The organism is Betaproteobacteria bacterium, from assembly GCA_016709965.1.
Taxonomy (GTDB): Bacteria; Pseudomonadota; Gammaproteobacteria; order Burkholderiales; family Rhodocyclaceae; genus Azonexus; species Azonexus amarohabitans.
The window spans coordinates 1-18,228 of sequence record JADJLT010000003.1 but is presented as its reverse complement, the minus strand read 5'-3'; the positions used below and the strand labels follow the sequence as shown (position 1 = coordinate 18,228).

Annotated in this window: 27 protein-coding genes; all 27 read right to left on the bottom strand. The window is 55.5% G+C overall.

Going from position 1 to position 18,228, the window contains the following annotated elements; genetic code table 11:
- Window positions 1-5 precede the first annotated feature (5 nt).
- Window positions 6-440 carry a 50S ribosomal protein L15 gene (gene rplO, locus IPJ12_12690; GenBank protein ID MBK7647982.1) on the bottom strand — a complete coding sequence of 145 codons (435 nt, stop codon included), beginning with the start codon at window positions 438-440 and terminating at the stop codon, window positions 6-8.
- 3 nt (window positions 441-443) lie between these two features.
- Entirely contained in the window at window positions 444-626 is a 183-nt protein-coding gene (gene rpmD, locus IPJ12_12685) for a 50S ribosomal protein L30 (protein ID MBK7647981.1), read from the bottom strand.
- 3 nt (window positions 627-629) lie between these two features.
- Complete coding sequence (rpsE, locus tag IPJ12_12680) at window positions 630-1,157, bottom strand: 30S ribosomal protein S5 (protein ID MBK7647980.1); 528 nt, start codon at window positions 1,155-1,157, stop codon at window positions 630-632.
- A gap of 26 nt (window positions 1,158-1,183) precedes the next feature.
- The gene (rplR, locus tag IPJ12_12675; protein ID MBK7647979.1) at window positions 1,184-1,540 is read right to left on the bottom strand and encodes a 50S ribosomal protein L18; all 357 of its coding nucleotides are present in this window, start codon (window positions 1,538-1,540) and stop codon (window positions 1,184-1,186) included.
- A 9-nt stretch (window positions 1,541-1,549) separates the two neighbouring features.
- Window positions 1,550-2,080, bottom strand: coding sequence for a 50S ribosomal protein L6 (gene rplF, locus IPJ12_12670; GenBank protein ID MBK7647978.1), 531 nt, complete (start codon window positions 2,078-2,080; stop codon window positions 1,550-1,552).
- Between the two features lie 10 nt (window positions 2,081-2,090).
- Entirely contained in the window at window positions 2,091-2,486 is a 396-nt protein-coding gene (rpsH, locus tag IPJ12_12665) for a 30S ribosomal protein S8 (protein MBK7647977.1), read from the bottom strand.
- Between the two features lie 15 nt (window positions 2,487-2,501).
- A complete protein-coding gene (rpsN, locus tag IPJ12_12660; protein ID MBK7647976.1) occupies window positions 2,502-2,807 on the bottom strand; it encodes a 30S ribosomal protein S14 in 306 nt (101 codons plus the stop codon).
- A 7-nt stretch (window positions 2,808-2,814) separates the two neighbouring features.
- Window positions 2,815-3,354 carry a 50S ribosomal protein L5 gene (gene rplE, locus IPJ12_12655; protein ID MBK7647975.1) on the bottom strand — a complete coding sequence of 180 codons (540 nt, stop codon included), beginning with the start codon at window positions 3,352-3,354 and terminating at the stop codon, window positions 2,815-2,817.
- A 9-nt stretch (window positions 3,355-3,363) separates the two neighbouring features.
- A complete protein-coding gene (rplX, locus tag IPJ12_12650; GenBank protein MBK7647974.1) occupies window positions 3,364-3,681 on the bottom strand; it encodes a 50S ribosomal protein L24 in 318 nt (105 codons plus the stop codon).
- Between the two features lie 10 nt (window positions 3,682-3,691).
- Window positions 3,692-4,060 (bottom strand): 50S ribosomal protein L14, encoded by a 369-nt coding sequence (rplN, locus tag IPJ12_12645; protein MBK7647973.1) that lies wholly within the window; start codon window positions 4,058-4,060, stop codon window positions 3,692-3,694.
- A 154-nt stretch (window positions 4,061-4,214) separates the two neighbouring features.
- The gene (gene rpsQ, locus IPJ12_12640; protein MBK7647972.1) at window positions 4,215-4,481 is read right to left on the bottom strand and encodes a 30S ribosomal protein S17; all 267 of its coding nucleotides are present in this window, start codon (window positions 4,479-4,481) and stop codon (window positions 4,215-4,217) included.
- Entirely contained in the window at window positions 4,478-4,672 is a 195-nt protein-coding gene (rpmC, locus tag IPJ12_12635) for a 50S ribosomal protein L29 (GenBank protein ID MBK7647971.1), read from the bottom strand. Before rpmC ends, rpsQ begins: the two co-directional genes overlap by 4 nt.
- A 2-nt stretch (window positions 4,673-4,674) precedes the next feature.
- A complete protein-coding gene (rplP, locus tag IPJ12_12630; protein ID MBK7647970.1) occupies window positions 4,675-5,088 on the bottom strand; it encodes a 50S ribosomal protein L16 in 414 nt (137 codons plus the stop codon).
- A 1-nt stretch (window position 5,089) separates the two neighbouring features.
- A complete protein-coding gene (rpsC, locus tag IPJ12_12625) occupies window positions 5,090-5,881 on the bottom strand; it encodes a 30S ribosomal protein S3 (protein MBK7647969.1) in 792 nt (263 codons plus the stop codon).
- 9 nt (window positions 5,882-5,890) lie between these two features.
- Window positions 5,891-6,220 carry a 50S ribosomal protein L22 gene (rplV, locus tag IPJ12_12620; protein MBK7647968.1) on the bottom strand — a complete coding sequence of 110 codons (330 nt, stop codon included), beginning with the start codon at window positions 6,218-6,220 and terminating at the stop codon, window positions 5,891-5,893.
- A gap of 9 nt (window positions 6,221-6,229) precedes the next feature.
- Window positions 6,230-6,505 carry a 30S ribosomal protein S19 gene (gene rpsS / locus IPJ12_12615; GenBank protein ID MBK7647967.1) on the bottom strand — a complete coding sequence of 92 codons (276 nt, stop codon included), beginning with the start codon at window positions 6,503-6,505 and terminating at the stop codon, window positions 6,230-6,232.
- Between the two features lie 10 nt (window positions 6,506-6,515).
- Window positions 6,516-7,343: a 50S ribosomal protein L2 gene (gene rplB, locus IPJ12_12610; protein MBK7647966.1), complete on the bottom strand. Its 828-nt coding sequence runs from the start codon at window positions 7,341-7,343 to the stop codon at window positions 6,516-6,518.
- Window positions 7,343-7,645 (bottom strand): 50S ribosomal protein L23, encoded by a 303-nt coding sequence (gene rplW / locus IPJ12_12605; protein MBK7647965.1) that lies wholly within the window; start codon window positions 7,643-7,645, stop codon window positions 7,343-7,345. The genes rplB and rplW overlap by 1 nt, the downstream gene beginning before the upstream one ends.
- On the bottom strand, window positions 7,642-8,265 hold the full coding sequence (gene rplD / locus IPJ12_12600; GenBank protein ID MBK7647964.1) for a 50S ribosomal protein L4: 624 nt from the start codon (window positions 8,263-8,265) through the stop codon (window positions 7,642-7,644). Before rplD ends, rplW begins: the two co-directional genes overlap by 4 nt.
- A 9-nt stretch (window positions 8,266-8,274) precedes the next feature.
- On the bottom strand, window positions 8,275-8,913 hold the full coding sequence (gene rplC, locus IPJ12_12595) for a 50S ribosomal protein L3 (GenBank protein ID MBK7647963.1): 639 nt from the start codon (window positions 8,911-8,913) through the stop codon (window positions 8,275-8,277).
- Window positions 8,914-9,023: 110 nt separating this feature from the next.
- On the bottom strand, window positions 9,024-9,335 hold the full coding sequence (rpsJ, locus tag IPJ12_12590; GenBank protein ID MBK7647962.1) for a 30S ribosomal protein S10: 312 nt from the start codon (window positions 9,333-9,335) through the stop codon (window positions 9,024-9,026).
- A 61-nt stretch (window positions 9,336-9,396) separates the two neighbouring features.
- Complete coding sequence (tuf, locus tag IPJ12_12585; GenBank protein ID MBK7647961.1) at window positions 9,397-10,587, bottom strand: elongation factor Tu; 1,191 nt, start codon at window positions 10,585-10,587, stop codon at window positions 9,397-9,399.
- Between the two features lie 17 nt (window positions 10,588-10,604).
- Window positions 10,605-12,698: an elongation factor G gene (fusA, locus tag IPJ12_12580; GenBank protein ID MBK7647960.1), complete on the bottom strand. Its 2,094-nt coding sequence runs from the start codon at window positions 12,696-12,698 to the stop codon at window positions 10,605-10,607.
- 18 nt (window positions 12,699-12,716) lie between these two features.
- Window positions 12,717-13,187 carry a 30S ribosomal protein S7 gene (gene rpsG, locus IPJ12_12575; protein ID MBK7647959.1) on the bottom strand — a complete coding sequence of 157 codons (471 nt, stop codon included), beginning with the start codon at window positions 13,185-13,187 and terminating at the stop codon, window positions 12,717-12,719.
- Window positions 13,188-13,297: 110 nt separating this feature from the next.
- The gene (rpsL, locus tag IPJ12_12570; GenBank protein MBK7647958.1) at window positions 13,298-13,675 is read right to left on the bottom strand and encodes a 30S ribosomal protein S12; all 378 of its coding nucleotides are present in this window, start codon (window positions 13,673-13,675) and stop codon (window positions 13,298-13,300) included.
- Window positions 13,676-13,834: 159 nt separating this feature from the next.
- The gene (rpoC, locus tag IPJ12_12565; GenBank protein MBK7647957.1) at window positions 13,835-18,043 is read right to left on the bottom strand and encodes a DNA-directed RNA polymerase subunit beta'; all 4,209 of its coding nucleotides are present in this window, start codon (window positions 18,041-18,043) and stop codon (window positions 13,835-13,837) included.
- 21 nt (window positions 18,044-18,064) lie between these two features.
- Window positions 18,065-18,228 (bottom strand): hypothetical protein (locus IPJ12_12560; GenBank protein ID MBK7647956.1); only part of this gene is annotated, 164 nt, incomplete at its 5' end.

Sequence of the window (18,228 nt, the reverse complement as noted above, 5' to 3'; positions counted from 1 at the left end):
CCTACTTACTCAGCGATCGATCCGCCGGCTGCTTCAATAGCTGCCTTTGCACCCTTGGTGGCACCAACACCCTTCAAGACCACCTTGCGGGCAATAGCACCGGAAAGGATAACCTTGGCAGAGAGAGCGTCACCCGGGACAATACCGGCAGCCTGCAGTGCGAGAAGATCAATTTCCTCAACCGGCAGACGATCCAGATCGGTTAGACGAACTTCGTAGTTGCGGGCGCGGGTCAGCGACTTGAAACCGCGCTTCGGCAGGCGACGCTGCAAAGGCATTTGACCGCCCTCGAAGCCAACTTTGTGGAAGCCGCCCGAACGGGATTTTTGACCCTTGTGGCCACGACCGCAGGTCTTGCCGAGACCGGAACCGATGCCACGACCGACGCGCTTGGCGGCTTTCTTGGAGCCTTCACCCGGCTTGATGGTATTCAGACGCATGGCTTAACCCTCAACCTTGACGAGATACTGAACCTTCTGGATCATGCCGCGCACTGCCGGCGTATCCACCAGTTCAGAAGAACTATTCAGCTTACGAAGACCAAGACCACGCACCGTAGCGCGGTGATCCTGCTTCGTACCGATGATGCTCTTGACGAGCTTCACTGTGATTTTCTTGTCAGCCATGACTTACCCCAGGACTCGCTCAACCGATAGACCACGCTTGGCGGCGATCTCGGCCGGCGTATTCACCTTCGACAAACCGTCGATAGTGGCACGCACGATATTGTAGGGATTGGTTGAGCCATGAGCCTTGGCAACCACATTGGTGACGCCGACGACCTCGAAGACGGCACGCATAGCGCCGCCAGCGATAATGCCAGTACCTTCGGGAGCCGGCTGGATCATCACGGTCGTTGCGCCATGACGGCCCATCACGGTGTGATGAACAGTGCCGTTCTTCAGGCTGACCTTGGCCATCTTGCGACGAGCCTCATCCATTGCCTTTTGGGCAGCGACCGGGACTTCGCGGGACTTGCCCTTGCCCATGCCGATGCTGCCATCGCCGTCACCGACAACGGTCAGGGCTGCGAAACCGAGAATACGGCCGCCCTTAACCACTTTGGTGACGCGATTGACCGCAACCATTTTTTCGCGCATGCCATCATCGCGCTCTTCATTCTGTTGCGGCTTCTTGTTTCTATCAGGTTTAGCCATTTTCTAACCTTATCCTTTCGCAGCAATCAGAACTTCAGACCGGCTTCACGCGCAGCTTCCGCCAACGCCTGAACACGACCGTGATACTGAAGGCCGGAACGATCAAAAGCCACCTGCTCAATGCCGGCCGCCTTGGCGCGCTCGGCAATCAGCTTGCCCACCGAAGTGGCAGCAGCCTTGTTACCGCCGTTCGGAATGTCATTGCGGACACCCGTTTCCAGCGTGGAAGCCGAAGCCAGAACCTTACCGCCGCAAGGCGAAATGATCTGTGCGTAAATATGACAGTTGGTGCGATTGACACACAACCGAACAGCCTTAAGCTCGGCAATTTTGGCCCGGGTTTGGCGGGAACGGCGCAAACGCGCTTGTTTCTTATTAAACATATGCCACCCTTACTTCTTCTTGGTTTCCTTGATAACCACCACTTCGTCCGAGTACCGAACGCCCTTGCCCTTGTAGGGCTCCGGCTTACGATATGCACGAACTTCGGCAGCAACCTGGCCGACCTGTTGCTTGTCAGCCCCCTTGATCAGGATTTCGGTCTGGGTCGGGCACTCGACCTTCACACCTGCGGGCATCTTATGCGCCACAGGATGTGAAAAGCCCAGCGACAGATTCAGGACATCGCCCTGAGCCTGGGCGCGATATCCCACGCCAACCAACTGAAGCTTGCGCTCGAAGCCCTTGGACACACCGTTAACCATATTGTTCAGATTCGCACGCATCGTGCCCCACATGGCATCGGCATTCACCGCACCATCAATCTTGGACACCTGAACATTCTGACCTTCGACGGAAACCTTTACGGACGGATGAGCAATCGTCTTCAAGGAACCCAGCGGGCCCTTGACAGTGATTTGCTCACCAACCGAAACTTCAACGCCGGCGGGGAGAATAATTGGATTCTTACCAATACGAGACATAAATTTCCCCTTACGCCACGATGCAAAGAACTTCGCCGCCGACCTTGCTGGCGCGAGCCTTGCGATCAGTCATGACGCCCTTGGGAGTCGACACAATGGCGACACCCAAACCGTTCATGACGCGAGGAATATCCTCGCAGCCCTTGTAAATACGCAGACCAGGCTTGGAAACACGCTCGATGCGCTCAATGACCGGACGACCGGCGTAATACTTGAGTGCAATCTCGAGGGTCGGCTTGCCATCAGCCTGACGAACTGCGAAATCATCGACGTAGCCTTCATCTTTCAGCACAGCAGCAATGGCCACCTTGACTTTGGACGAGGGCATGGAGACAGACGCCTTTTCGGCGAGCTGGGCGTTGCGGATGCGAGTCAGCATGTCCGCGATCGGATCGCTCATAGCCATTTCTGAATCTCCTTTTTACCAGCTGGCTTTAACAACACCCGGAACTTCGCCATTGAAGGCCAGTTCGCGGATCTTGTGACGGCACAGACCGAACTTACGGAAAACACCACGCGGACGACCGGTCAGCTGGCAACGATTGCGCAGACGAGACGGGCTCGAGTTACGCGGCAAGGCCTGGAACTTCAGACGGGCAGCGTAACGCTCATCGTCAGACAGGCTCGCGTTATTGAAAATCGCCTCGAGGGCAGCACGCTTCTTGGCGTACTGAGCCACCAGCTTGCGGCGCTTTTCTTCACGGTTGATCAGAGCAAGTTTTGCCATGATTGCCTCAATTCTTGAACGGGAACTTGAACGCCGCCAACAGAGCCTTGGCTTCTGCGTCGGATTTCGCGGTCGTGGTGATGCTGATGTTCATACCCCGGAGAGCATCGATCTTGTCGTACTCGATTTCCGGGAAAATGATCTGCTCTTTGACACCCATGTTGTAGTTGCCCTGGCCATCAAAACCCTTGCCAGAAACACCACGGAAGTCGCGAACACGAGGCAAAGCAATAGTCACCAAGCGATCAAGGAATTCGAACATGCGCGGACCACGAAGCGTGACCATGCAACCAATCGGGTAGCCGTCACGAATCTTGAAGCCAGCAATAGACTTGCGGGCCTTGGTCGTCACCGGCTTTTGACCTGCGATCTTCTGCATGTCGCCAACGGCATTTTCGAGAACCTTCTTATCCGCGACAGCCTCACCGACACCCATGTTCAGGGTGATCTTGGTGATACGCGGGACTTCCATAACGGACTTGTAACCGAATTGTTTACTCAGATCAGCAACAACGGTGTCCTTGTAAAACTGCTGCAAACGCGCCATGACCACTCCTTATGCGTTTACCAGTTCGCCGTTCGACTTGAACACGCGAACCTTGCGGCCGTCATCAAGCGCCTTGAAGCCAACGCGATCGGCTTTCTTGGTAGCAGGATTAAACAGCGCAACATTGGAGATATGAATAGGCATATCTTTATCTACGATGCCACCAGCCACACCCTTTACAGGATTCGGCTTCACGTGCTTCTTGGCACGATTGACACCCTCGACAAGCACATGCTCATCATCGACACGACGTAGCACGGTACCGCGCTTGCCCTTGTCTTTACCGGTAACAACGACGATTTCGTCGCCTTTACGAATTTTTTCCATGGCCAGCCCCTTACAGCACTTCTGGAGCCAAGGACACGATCTTCATAAAGCGCTCGGTACGCAGTTCGCGGGTCACCGGGCCAAAGATGCGCGTGCCGATCGGCTCGAGCTTGTTGTTGAGAAGAACTGCGGCATTGCCATCAAAGCGAACCAGCGAGCCATCCGCACGACGAACACCCTTGGCGGTACGAACCACCACGGCGTTATATACGTCGCCTTTTTTGACGCGGCCACGCGGCGCAGCATCCTTGATGCTGACCTTGATGATGTCACCAATGCCTGCATAACGGCGCCTGGACCCACCCAGCACTTTGATACACATTACTGAACGTGCGCCGGTGTTATCGGCGACATCCAGAGTTGTCTGCATCTGAATCATTTAAATTAACTCCAACTTAATCCGCCTGCGCGGTCAGTCTTGGAACCCGTACGGGTTGAACAAATTTGCAGTCTGTCAGGAAGACGTCTGCAAAAAAGAAGCCGGATTATACCGGCTTCTCTCAAGACTGCGCAAGCATTTTAAGAAACTTTCGTTATACGACGATCGCCTTCTCAAGAACACTTGTCACTGCCCAAGTCTTCGTGCGAGAAACCGGACGGGTTTCGACGATCTCGACGAGATCGCCAGCCCTGGCCGAATTACCCTCATTGTGGGCGTGATACTTTTTGGAACGAACCATCACCTTGCCGTACATGGGGTGCTTGACCTTACGTTCGACGAGGACGGTAACCGTCTTTTCCATCTTGTCGCTGACAACACGACCGACGAGAGTACGTTTGCTACTGGTGGTTTCGCTCATTGCTGCACCGCCTTTTCACGGATAAGCGTGCGAACGCGAGCGATGTCGCGACGCACCTTGGACATTTGGCTGGTATTGGACAGCTGCTGGGTAGCGAGCTGCATACGCATACCGAACTGGGCCCTCAACAGGTCCAGCAATTCCTTGTTGAGCTCGTCCACGCTCTTGGTTCTCAATTCACTAGCTTTCATGATTACCCCAGATGACGAGTCACGAAGGTGGTGGCAATCGGCAACTTGGCAGCAGCAAGGGCAAAAGCCTCGCGAGCCAGCGCTTCATTCACGCCATCCATTTCATATAGAACTTTACCCGGCTGGATTTCAGCAACCCAGTATTCCGGATTCCCCTTACCGTTACCCATACGGACTTCGGCAGGCTTCTTCGAAACTGGCTTATCCGGGAAAATACGAATCCAGATGCGGCCGCCACGCTTAATGTGACGAGTCATTGCACGGCGGGCAGCTTCGATCTGACGAGCCGTCAAGCGACCACGACCGGTCGCCTTCAGGCCCCACTCACCGAACGACACCTTGGTGCCGCGGGTAGCCAGACCTTCGTTGCGCCCCTTGTGCTCCTTGCGGAACTTGCGGCGATTTGGTTGCAGCATGTTAAGCACCTGCCTTTCTTACACGCTTGTCCGGAGCGCCAGCGCCATTACCATCAGCCTTCTTGACGGTACGGGTACGCGGCTTGTCGCCTTCCGGCTTGCCCGGAGCGCGACGCGGACGACGGTCATCAGCTGCTGGCTCTTCAACTGCCGGCTGCTCATTGCGATCAAGCATGTCACCCTTGTAAACCCAGACCTTGATACCAATGATGCCGTAGGTGGTCAGCGCTTCCGAGGTTGCGTAGTCAATGTCAGCACGCAGGGTATGCAATGGCACACGGCCTTCGCGATACCACTCGCTGCGAGCAATTTCAGCACCATTAAGACGACCAGCACTCATGACCTTGATACCCTGGGCACCAAGACGCATTGCATTTTGCATTGCACGCTTCATGGCACGACGGAACATGATGCGCTTTTCGAGTTGCTGGGCAATCGAATCTGCGATCAGCTGCGCATCGATTTCCGGCTTGCGGATTTCTTCGATCGACACATGGACAGGAACGCCCATGATGCGCTGAAGATCCGAACGAAGTTGTTCGATATCTTCGCCCTTCTTGCCGATAACGACACCCGGTCGAGCCGAGTAAACCGTGACACGAGCATTCTTCGCTGGACGCTCGATCAGCACACGGCCGACAGACGCGTGCGCGAGCTTACGCTTCAGATACTCACGAACCTTGATGTCTTCATTAAGCATGCCCGGAAAGTCCTTGCTGTTAGCGTACCAGCGTGAACTCCAGTTTTTGGTGACTGCCAGACGAAAGCCAGTCGGATGAATTTTCTGTCCCATGGCTCTTCCTTAGTTACCAACGGTCAGATAGATATGGCAGGTCGGCTTGACGATCCGATTGCCACGACCCTTGGCGCGCGCCGTAAAGCGCTTCAGCACCATGCCTTTTTCGACGTAGATGGTCTTGACCATCAGTTCGTCGATATCAGCACCATCGTTGTGCTCGGCGTTGGCGATTGCCGACTCAAGAACCTTCTTGACAATACCAGCGCCCTTTTTCGGGCAGAAAGCCAGGATGTTTAGAGCCTGACCAACCGGCTTGCCGCGCACCAAGTCCGCCACTAGGCGGCCTTTTTGCTCGGAGAGGCGTACGCCCCGTAGACTTGCACGAGTTTCCATGTCAGCTCCTTACTTCTTGGCCTTTTTGCCGGCGGTATGACCCTTGAACGTCCGGGTCAGCGAGAACTCGCCGAGCTTGTGACCGACCATATTCTCGGTGACGAACACCGGGATATGCTGCTTTCCGTTATGGACAGCAATAGTCAGACCGATAAACTCGGGGAGGATCGTTGAACGACGCGACCATGTCTTGATCGGGCGCTTGTCGCTGGTAGCACGAACTGCTTCGACTTTGTCGATCAGGTGTGCATCAACAAACGGGCCCTTTTTGAGAGAACGTCCCATTTCCTACCCCTTAACGCTTATGACGGCGCTGAACGATCATGCTGTTCGTGCGCTTGTTGCTGCGGGTGCGGTAACCCTTGGTGGGCTGACCCCACGGATTGACTGGCACGCGACCTTCGCCGGTACGACCTTCACCACCACCGTGGGGGTGATCGACCGGGTTCATGGCGGTACCACGAACGGTCGGGCGAATACCACGCCAACGCATAGCACCGGCCTTGCCGAACTTGCGCAGGTTGTGCTCTTCGTTGCCAACTTCACCGATGGTTGCGCGGCATTCGACATGCACGCGACGCACTTCGCCAGAGCGGAGACGGATCTGGGCGTAAGAACCTTCACGAGCCAGCAGCTGAACGGAAGTACCGGCAGAGCGAGCGATTTGCGCACCCTTGCCTGGCAGCATTTCAACACAGCAAATGGTCGTACCAACCGGAATATTGCGAATCGGCAGAGCATTGCCAGACTTGATCGGAGCTTCAGAGCCACTCATGATCGGCTGACCAACCACCATGCCCTTGTTGGCGATGATGTAGCGGCGCTCGCCATCGGCATAACACAGCAGCGCGATATTGGCAGTGCGGTTCGGATCATATTCCAGACGCTCAACCTTGGCCGGGATCCCGTCCTTGTTGCGCTTGAAATCGATGACACGATAAGCCTGCTTATGACCACCGCCCTGATGGCGAACAGTGATGCGACCATTGTTGTTGCGGCCGGCATTACCCGACTTGGCCTCAACCAAGGCGGCGAATGGCTTACCTTTGTGCAGATTGGCATTGACCACCAGCACGACGGCGCGACGACCAGGGGAAGTCGGCTTGACTTTAACGAGAGCCATTAGGCATTCCCCCCTTCAACAAAATTAATTTCCTGACCGGCCTTAAGGCTAACGTAGGCTTTTTTCCAGCCCTTGCGACGACCAGTTGCACCCTTGAAGCGCTTGACCTTGCCCTTGACGTTGGCGACCTGAACGGCCTCAACTTCAACTTTGAACAAGAGCTCGACTGCGGCCTTGATCTCGGGTTTGGTTGCATCGGAGCAAACACGGAAAATAACCTGATCGTGTTTGTCAGCAACGTAGGTTGCCTTCTCGGAGATTTGCGGTGCTAGCAGCACCTGCATCAGACGCTGTTGGTTCATCCCCACATCTCCTCGAACTTGGCCACCGCATTCTTGGTTACCAGAACCTTGGCGAAGCGGACCAGAGAAACCGGATCGGCCTCTTGCGCCTCCAGGACCAGAACGTTGGGCAGGTTACGCGACGACAGATAAAGATTCTCGTTCAGCGTATCCGTAATAACCAGAAGATTGCCCTCAAGACCCAAGCTCTTCAGCTTTTGCGTGAATAGTTTGGTCTTGGGAGCCTCAATGGTCAGATCGTCGATGACGACCATGCGACCTTGACGAGCCAACTCGGAGAGGATTGCAGCCATACCGGCGCGGAACATCTTCTTGTTGACCTTCTGGCTGAAATTTTCTTCAGGAGAGTTCGGGAAAATCCGACCACCCCCACGCCACAGCGGGCTGCCATTGCTACCAGCACGGGCACGGCCCGTACCCTTCTGGCGCCACGGCTTGGTCGTGGTGTGACGGACTTCGGAGCGATCCTTCTGCTGGCGATCTCCGGAACGTGCATTCGCCTGATAGGCGACGACGATCTGGTGAACCAGAGCTTCGTTGAAATCGCGACCGAACAGCACGTCGGAAGCCTGCAACTTGGCAGCTTCCTGACCTTGTTCGTTAATTACATTAAGTTCCATGCCGCCCCCTTAAGCCTTGACCGCCGGACGCACAACGACGTCGGAACCCTTGGCGCCAGGAACAGCACCCTTGACCAGAAGCAACTGGCGCTCGACATCAACGCGAACAATCGTCAGTCCCTGCATCGTGGATTGAACATCACCCATATGCCCGGCCATGCGCTTACCCGGGAAAACACGACCCGGATCCTGCGCCATACCGATAGAACCCGGCGCGTTGTGCGACAGCGAGTTACCATGGGTTGCACGGTTTGAACTGAAGTTGTGGCGTTTGATGCCACCCTGGAAACCCTTACCGATGGAGCTACCGGTCACGTCAACCTTTTGCCCTTCGGCAAAAATAGTGACAGCAACCTGGTCGCCCGCCTTGAAAGTGGCGAGCTGATCAGCACCGATCAGGAATTCCTTGAGCACATGCCCGGCTTCAACACCCGCCTTGGCCAGATGGCCAGCAAGGGGCTTCGAAACACGAGAGGCACGGCGCTTGCCGAATGCGACCTGAATGGCTGAGTAGCCATCGATCTCCGGCGTTTTTACTTGGGTCACTCGATTGTTAGACACGTCAAGCACAGTTACCGGAATGGACGCGCCATCCTCGGCAAAAATGCGAGTCATGCCAACCTTGCGACCAACAAGGCCTAGACTCATGGTTATTCTCCTCATCGCCGGCTGCGATTGGCCGGTCGATGTAAAACAACAAATGGGCAGCCGTCGCCGGCCACCCCCGAAAGGCGCGGATTATATCCGCAACTACCGTATTACTGCAACTTGATTTCGACGTCGACGCCTGCGGGGAGGTCCAGCTTCATCAGCGCATCAACGGTTTTGTCAGTCGGATCAACGATATCCATCAGACGCAGATGGGTACGAATTTCAAGTTGATCACGGGAAGCCTTGTTGACGTGCGGCGAACGAAGGATGTCGAAACGCTGCTTACGCGTCGGCAGCGGAACCGGGCCACGAACAACAGCACCGGTACGCTTGGCGGTTTCGACGATTTCCTGAGCGGATTGATCGATCAGGCGATAGTCGAAGGCCTTCAGACGGATACGGATTTTTTGGCTTTGCATTTTTGGCTTCCAAAGAACAATGGGGCGAGCGTCAACTCGCCCCGATTTTCGAAAAGAACAATTACTCGATGATTTTGGCGACGACGCCGGCGCCGACGGTACGACCGCCTTCACGGATGGCGAAGCGCAGACCTTCTTCCATGGCGATCGGCGCGATCAACTTGACAGTCATCTGGATGTTGTCACCCGGCATAACCATTTCCGTGCCTTCCGGCAGGGAGATCGCGCCCGTCACGTCGGTCGTGCGGAAGTAGAACTGCGGACGGTAGTTGTTGAAGAACGGGGTGTGACGACCACCTTCGTCCTTGGACAGAACGTACACTTCGCCGGTGAAGTGGGTGTGCGGGGTGATGGAGCCCGGCTTGCACAGCACTTGGCCGCGTTCGACGTCTTCACGCTTGGTACCACGGAGCAGCGCACCAACATTGTCGCCCGCCTGACCTTGGTCGAGCAGCTTGCGGAACATTTCGACACCGGTACATGTGGTCTTGACGGTCGGACGGATACCGACGATTTCGATTTCTTCGCCAACCTTGACGATACCGCGCTCGATACGACCGGTAACGACGGTACCGCGACCGGAGATGGAGAAGACGTCTTCAACCGGCATCAGGAACGGCAGATCAACAGCGCGCTCCGGGGTCGGGATGTAGGAGTCAAGGGCATCGGCCAGGCGGAAGATGGAGGGTTCGCCGATTTCGGACTGGTCGCCTTCGAGGGCTTTCAGTGCAGAGCCGTGAATGATCGGGGTGTCGTCACCCGGGAAGTCGTACTTGGAGAGCAGCTCGCGCAGTTCCATTTCGACGAGCTCGAGCAGCTCGGCGTCGTCAACCATGTCGCACTTGTTCATGAACACGAGAACGTACGGCACGCCAACCTGACGGGCAAGCAGGATGTGCTCGCGGGTCTGCGGCATCGGGCCGTCAGCAGCGGAACAGACGAGAATGGCGCCGTCCATCTGGGCAGCACCGGTAATCATGTTCTTGACGTAGTCAGCGTGGCCCGGGCAGTCAACGTGGGCGTAGTGACGGTTGGCGGTTTCGTATTCGACGTGGGCGGTATTAATCGTAATACCGCGCGCCTTTTCTTCCGGCGCCGCGTCAATCTGGTCATACGCCTTGGCGGAACCGCCAAACTTGGCAGCCAGCACCGTGGTGATTGCAGCCGTCAGCGTCGTCTTGCCGTGGTCAACGTGACCAATCGTGCCAACATTGACGTGCGGTTTCGTACGCGCGAATTTTTCCTTAGCCATTATCAGTTCTCCGGCAATTATTTCTTGTTAATGACGGCCTCAGCGACGTTTTTCGGCGCTTCGGTGTAGTGCTTGAATTCCATCGAGTAGGTGGCCCGACCCTGTGACAAGGAGCGGACAGAAGTCGAGTAACCGAACATTTCGGAAAGAGGAACTTCGGCCTTGACGAGCTTGATACCGCCAACTTGATCTTCCATACCCTGAACGATGCCACGACGCGACGAAAGGTCGCCCATGACGTTACCCATGTACTCCTCTGGAGTCTCTACCTCAACCGACATCATCGGCTCGAGCAACGTCGGACTCGCCTTCTTCATACCTTCCTTGAACGCCATCGAAGCAGCCATACGGAAAGCATTTTCGTTAGAGTCAACATCGTGGTATGAGCCATCAAATAGCGTGAACTTAACATCAACAACCGGGAACCCTGCCAGCACGCCGCTGGTTACGGCATCACGCAACCCCTTGTCGACCGCTGGGATAAACTCACGAGGCACAACACCTCCCTTGATGGCATCGATGAACTCGTAGCCTTTACCAGCCTCGTTCGGCTCGATCTTGAGCCAGACATGACCGAACTGTCCACGACCACCCGACTGTTTGACGAATTTACCTTCCTGCTCGACCGACTTCTTGATGCATTCGCGGTATGCCACCTGAGGAGCACCAACTGTCGCTTCGACATTGAACTCGCGGCGCATACGATCAACCAGAATCTCAAGGTGCAGCTCACCCATGCCGGAAATAATGGTTTGACCGGACTCTTCGTCGGTCCGCACACGGAAAGACGGATCCTCCTGAGCCAAACGGCCCAGCGCTAGACCCATCTTCTCTTGGTCTGCCTTTGTCTTCGGCTCAACAGCAACGTGAATCACCGGCTCCGGAAAGATCATCCGTTCAAGCGTAATGACCTTGGACGGATCGCACAAGGTGTCGCCGGTTGTAGCCTCCTTGAGACCAACGGCAGCGGCGATGTCTCCAGCGCGCACCTCCTTGATTTCTTCACGCTGATTGGCGTGCATCTGAAGGATGCGGCCGAGACGCTCTTTACGCCCCTTGACCGGGTTGTAAACGGTATCGCCAGAATTGATAACACCGGAATAAACGCGGAAGAAGATCAGCTGACCAACGAACGGGTCAGTCATGATCTTGAATGCCAGCGCCGAGAAAGCCTCATCATCAGCAGCACGACGCTCGCCTTCGGACTCGTTTTCGAGAATGCCCTTAACGGGAGGGATATCGACCGGCGAAGGCAGCAACTCGATAACAGCGTCCAGCATCTTCTGCACGCCCTTGTTCTTGAAGGCTGTGCCACAGAGCATCGGCTGGATTTCACAAGCAAGGGTACGGATACGCAGGCCCGCAATAATATCAGCCTCCGACAAGTCACCCTCTTCGAGGTACTTATTCATCAGCTCCTCAGAAGCCTCGGCAGCCGCCTCGACCATCTGCTCACGCCAAGTCGCGGCATCATCAGCCAAGTCCGCAGGAATTTCGCGAGCATCGTACTTCATGCCCTGAGAAGCCTCATCCCAGTAGATAGCCCTCATCCTGATCAGATCTACGACACCTTCGAACTTATCTTCGGCGCCAATAGGAATAACGATAGGCACCGGATTGGCCTTCAGGCGCAACTTCAGCTGATCAACAACCTTGAAGAAATTGGCACCCGAACGGTCCATTTTATTCACAAAGGCCAGACGCGGCACGCCGTATTTGTTGGCCTGACGCCAAACCGTTTCCGACTGTGGCTGAACGCCACCAACCGCACAGTAAACCATGCAGGCTGCATCGAGGACTCGCATCGAGCGCTCAACCTCGATTGTGAAGTCAACGTGCCCCGGAGTATCAATGATATTGATGTGGTGCGGCTGGAACTGCTTGTCCATGCCACTCCAGAAACAAGTCGTTGCCGCCGACGTAATGGTAATGCCGCGCTCTTGCTCCTGCTCCATCCAGTCCATAGTAGCAGCGCCATCGTGTACTTCACCGATCTTGTGGTTAACACCGGTATAGAAAAGGATACGTTCGGTCGTCGTCGTTTTGCCGGCGTCGATGTGAGCGCTGATACCGATATTACGGTAGCGCTCGATGGGGGTTTTGCGTGCCACGTTAAAGCCCTTTGAAAATTAGAAGCGGAAGTGAGCGAAGGCCTTGTTGGCCTCAGCCATACGGTGCACTTCGTCGCGCTTCTTGACGGCACCACCGCGGTTTTCGGCGGCTTCCAGCATTTCGGCAGCCAGACGCTGACCCATGGACTTTTCGGAACGCTTGCGAGCAGACTCACGCAACCAGCGCATAGCTAGCGCGGCACGACGAGCCGGACGAACTTCAACCGGAACCTGATAGTTGGCACCGCCAACTCGGCGCGACTTCACCTCAACCATCGGGCGAACATTGGCCATGGCAGAACCGAAGACCTCAAGCGGATCTTTGCCAGATTTGGTAGTAATGATATCGAAAGCGCCGTAGACAATGCGCTCAGCAACAGACTTTTTTCCACTTTGCATAATGGCGTTCACAAACTTCGAAACATCGACATTGCCAAACTTCGGATCCGGCAGAATGTCACGCTTAGGTACTTCACGACGACGGGGCATATTAACCTCTAATAAATACGATTCAGTTGAAAAGCCGGGCTAGGGTTTTACCCTCCCGGCCTCTCCCGACCACCCAAAAGAGCAGCCACTTACTCAAGCCACTATATAAATCAAGCAGCCTTCGGACGCTTGGCCCCGTATTTGGAACGGGACTGCTTACGATCTTTGACGCCCTGGGTATCCAAGGAGCCACGCACGGTGTGGTAGCGAACACCCGGCAAGTCCTTGACACGACCACCGCGAATCAAAACTACGGAGTGCTCTTGCAAGTTGTGACCTTCGCCACCAATATAGGAAATCACTTCAAAGCCGTTGGTTAAGCGCACTTTGCACACCTTACGAAGAGCGGAGTTTGGCTTCTTCGGAGTAGTTGTATACACACGGGTACAGACGCCACGCTTCTGCGGGCATTTTTCCAGAGCAGGCACCTTGCTCTTGGCCTTTTCGGCTACGCGCGGCTTGCGCACGAGCTGGTTGATGGTCGGCATATCAAACTTCCTTTAACGGCCGGGCACCAATAACTAGTACACGACGGCTATTTTGTTATCCAAAGCGGAGACAATGATTAGTCCCCGCCGACAAGAACCATAAATTTTATGGCCGATCAAGCCCCATGTCAACGAGACTGGGGCTTGGTAATCAAATAACTAGTCTTCTGCCACTCCTTGCGTTGCATTCTCGGCAAAGACATCGTCAATCGGACGGCTGGTTGCTGCACCCTCGGCTGCCACCTGAGCCTTGCGGCTGCGGTGATAAGCCAAACCGGTACCGGCCGGGATTAGACGTCCGACGATTACATTTTCCTTCAGCCCGCGAAGTTCGTCGCGCTTACCCATAATGGCAGCCTCGGTCAGCACTCGCGTAGTTTCTTGGAAAGACGCTGCAGAAATAAACGAGTCAGTGGACAGGGAAGCCTTCGTAATACCGAGCAGCATATGATCAAAATTAGCAGGCAACTTACCCTCCGCAATCGCTCGATCGTTTTCTGCCAACAATTCTGCGCGTTCCACCTGCTCAGACTTGATAAATTTGGTATCCCCTGGCTCAGTTATCGCCACACGGCGAAGCATCTGGCGAACAATGACTTCAATATGCTTGTCGTTAATCTTTACGCCTTGCAAACGATAAACATCTTGAACTTCGTCTGTGATGTAGCGGGCCAACTCCTCGACGCCCTGCAATCGCAGGATATCGTGTGGGTCCGGAGCACCTTCCACAATCTTCTCGCCTTTGTTGACGACCTGGCCGTCATGCACCAGTACGTGCTTGTCCTTGGGAATGAGATACTCATGAGCAACACCCTCGAGATCAGTAATGATCAGGCGCTGCTTTCCTTTAGTATCCTTACCAAAACCAATTGTGCCGGTATATTCCGCAAGCACGGAAGCATCCTTCGGCGTACGCGCTTCGAACAGTTCGGCCACACGCGGCAGACCGCCGGTAATGTCGCGAGTCTTGGCGGACTCTTGCGGCATACGGGCCAGTACGTCACCGACACCAACCTGCTGACCATCCAGCACGGAAATGATGGATCCGACCTGGAAGGCGATGGAAACAGTGTGATCGCTACCAGCAACGCGAACTTCCTGGCCACTTTCATCAAGCAGCTTGACGACTGGACGCAAACCCTTGACGGCCGCTTTACCACCACGCTTGTTGTCGATAACGACGAGCGTGGAAAGGCCGGTTACATCATCGACCTGCTTGGCCACAGTGACGCCTTCTTCAACGTTCTCGAAGCGGGCGGTACCAGCGTATTCGGTAATGATCGGACGGGTGTGCGGATCCCAGGTTGCCAGCTTGGCGCCGGCCTTGACAGCCCTGTCCTGATCAACCGAAAGGATGGCTCCGTAAGGCACCTTGTGACGCTCGCGCTCGCGGCCATGATCATCGACAATCAAGACTTCGCCAGAACGCGAAATAACAACCTTTTCATCCTTGGCACTGGTCACATAGCGCATGTTCGTGCTATAGCGCACGGTACCGGCAGACTTGCCCTCGACCTTGTCAGCGACGGCAGCACGGGAAGCCGCTCCACCGACGTGGAAGGTACGCATAGTGAGCTGGGTTCCCGGCTCCCCGATCGACTGGGCAGCGATAACGCCGACAGCCTCACCGGCATTGACCATCGTGCCGCGACCAAGGTCGCGACCGTAACACTGGGCACACAGGCCATAACGCGTATCGCAGGTGAGCGGAGTACGTACCTTGACTTCGTCGATGCCCAGCTTGTCGATCAGGTCGACCAAGTCTTCGTCCAGCATGGTGCCGGCGAAAATCACCGATTCCTGAGTTTCCGGATCGATCAGGTCATCAACCACGACGCGGCCGAGAATACGCTCGCGCAGGGCTTCGATAACTTCACCGCCCTCAACCAAGGCCTTGACGACAAAACCGTTGCGGGTTCCGCAGTCATCTTCGGTGATAACCAGATCCTGCGTGACATCGACCAGACGACGTGTCAGGTAACCGGAGTTCGCCGTCTTCAACGCCGTATCGGCCAGCCCCTTACGGGCACCGTGGGTCGAGATGAAGTACTGGAGAACGTTCAGACCTTCGCGGAAGTTAGTCGTAATCGGTGTCTCGATAATCGAGCCATCCGGCTTCGCCATCAAACCACGCATACCGGCCAACTGGCGAATCTGAGCCGCGGAGCCGCGGGCGCCGGAATCGGCCATCATGTAGATAGAATTGAACGAGTCCTGCTTGACCTTCTTGCCGTGACGGTCGACGGTTTCCTCGTGACCGAGTTCGTCCATCATCACCTTGGCAACCTGATCGCCAGTACGGCCCCAGATATCGACGACCTTGTTGTAGCGTTCGCCGTTGGTCACCAGACCGTTGGTGTACTGGATTTCGATTTCCTTAACTTCAGCCTCGGCAGAAGCAATGATTTCGTATTTCTTGGCCGGGACGCGCATGTCGTCAGAGCAAAAGGAAATACCAGCGCGGGTAGCCAAGGCATAACCGTTCTGCATCAACTTGTCGGCGAAGACAACCGTTTCCTTTAGGCCACAGCGACGGAAGGATTCGTCGATCAGCTTGGAAATTTCCTTCTTCTTCAAGGCACGATCAATCGTCTTGAAAGGCATACCCTTCGGAAGAATCTTCGAAAGCAGCGCACGACCGGCGGTCGTTTCGACGCGAACCAGTTTTTCGACAAATTCGCCGTCGACCGCAGAAGGCTCATATTGCTTGAGGCGAACCGAAATGCGCGAGTGCACATCCAGCTGGCCGGCTGCCATGGCACGCTCGATTTCATTGATGTCAGCGAAGTACATGCCTTCGCCCTTACCGTTGATCTTTTCACGCGTAGCGTAATACAGGCCGAGCACGATGTCCTGTGAGGGCACGATGATCGGCTGACCGTTCGCAGGCGACAGCACATTGTTAGAAGCCAGCATCAGCGTGCGTGCCTCCATCTGTGCTTCGAGCGACAGCGGGACGTGGACAGCCATTTGGTCACCGTCGAAGTCGGCGTTGAACGCGGCGCAAACCAGCGGATGCAACTGAATGGCCTTGCCTTCAATCAGGGTCGGCTCAAAGGCTTGGATACCCAAGCGGTGCAGTGTCGGCGCGCGGTTCAGCATGACCGGGTGTTCGCGGATGACATCTTCGAGGATGTCCCAAACCACCGGCTCCTGGCTTTCGACCATCTTCTTGGCTTGCTTGATGGTGGTCGCGTAGCCAAGCACTTCCAGCTTGTGGAAGATGAATGGCTTGAACAGTTCCAGCGCCATCAGCTTGGGCAGGCCGCATTGATGCAGCTTGAGCTGCGGACCAACCACGATGACTGAACGGCCAGAGTAGTCAACGCGCTTGCCCAGCAAGTTCTGACGGAAACGACCGCCCTTGCCCTTGATCATGTCGGCCAGCGACTTCAGCGGGCGCTTGTTGGCACCGGTCATGGCCTTGCCGCGACGACCGTTGTCGAGCAGGGAGTCGACGGACTCCTGCAGCATGCGCTTTTCGTTGCGGACGATGATTTCCGGTGCCTTCAGTTCAAGCAGACGCTTCAGACGATTATTCCGGTTAATCACGCGACGATAAAGATCATTCAGGTCGGATGTGGCAAAACGACCGCCATCGAGCGGAACCAGCGGGCGCAAGTCCGGCGGCAGCACTGGCAGAACTTCGAGGATCATCCAGTCCGGCTTAATGCCGGATTTCTGGAAACCTTCGAGAATCTTCAGACGCTTGGCGAGCTTCTTGTTCTTTGCTTCGGAGCCGGTGACTTCGAGCTCCGCATGCAGCGATTCGACTTCGCTATTGAGGTCGAGATTGCGCAGCAACTCACGGATGCCTTCAGCACCCATGAAAGCAACAAACTCGTCGCCATGCTCTTCCATCATTTCCAGATACTGCTCTTCGGTGAGCAACTGGGCACGCTGGAGGTTGCTGACCATACCTGGATCGGTCACGACATATGCTTCGAAGTACAACACGCGCTCGATATCGCGCAGCGTCATGTCGAGCACCATGCCGAGACGGGACGGCAGTGACTTCAGGAACCAGATGTGAGCGGTCGGCGAGGCGAGTTCAATGTGACCCATACGGTCACGACGAACCTTGGCCAGCGTCACCTCGACGCCGCACTTCTCGCAGATCACGCCGCGATGCTTGAGGCGCTTGTACTTGCCGCACAGGCACTCATAATCCTTGATCGGGCCGAAGATCTTGGCGCAGAACAGGCCATCACGCTCCGGCTTGAAAGTACGGTAGTTGATAGTTTCCGGCTTCTTGACTTCACCGTAGGACCAGGAACGGATCTTTTCGGGCGAGGCGAGACCAATGGTAATCGCGTCAAATTCCTCTTCCGCCGTTACCTGCTTGAATAGATCGAGCAATGCTTTCATCGTTTAACTCCCAGCCCTAAATCAGTAACGTTCCAGATCGATATCGATCGCCAGCGAACGGATTTCCTTGACCAGCACATTGAAAGATTCCGGCATGCCGGCGTCGATCCTGTGCTCGCCCTTGACGATATTCTCGTAAACCTTGGTACGGCCATTCACGTCATCGGACTTCACGGTCAACATTT